Here is a 367-nt window from a genome sequence, read left to right as displayed (position 1 = left end):
GTCGTAACGGAAGCTATTCACGGCAATTTGAAACCAAATATGGGACTGTTCAGTTGAGCATTCCTAGAGATCGTAATGGGAACTTTAGTCCAGCTTTGCTTCCCGCTTATGGACGTCGAGATGACCACTTGGAAGAGATGGTTATCAAACTCTATCAAACCGGTGTAACGACTCGAGAAATTAGTGATATCATCGAGCGAATGTATGGTCATCACTATAGTCCTGCCACAATTTCTAATATCTCAAAAGCAACTCAGGAGAATGTCGCTACTTTTCATGAGCGAAGCTTAGAAGCCAATTACTCTGTTTTATTTCTTGACGGAACCTATCTTCCATTAAGACGTGGAACCGTTAGTAAAGAATGTAT

Annotated in this window: 1 protein-coding gene; it reads left to right on the top strand. The window is 41.1% G+C overall.

Annotated elements, in window-relative coordinates:
- Positions 1-367, top strand: a 367-nt coding sequence (locus EZH24_RS13595) for a transposase (RefSeq protein WP_170310894.1), incomplete at both ends; no start/stop codon positions are given.

Source organism: Brachyspira catarrhinii, assembly GCF_005518285.1.
GTDB classification, from domain to species: Bacteria; Spirochaetota; Brachyspiria; order Brachyspirales; family Brachyspiraceae; genus Brachyspira; species Brachyspira catarrhinii.
The sequence above is the reverse complement of the archived record's forward strand: the minus strand, read 5'-3'. Positions and strand labels throughout refer to the sequence as shown.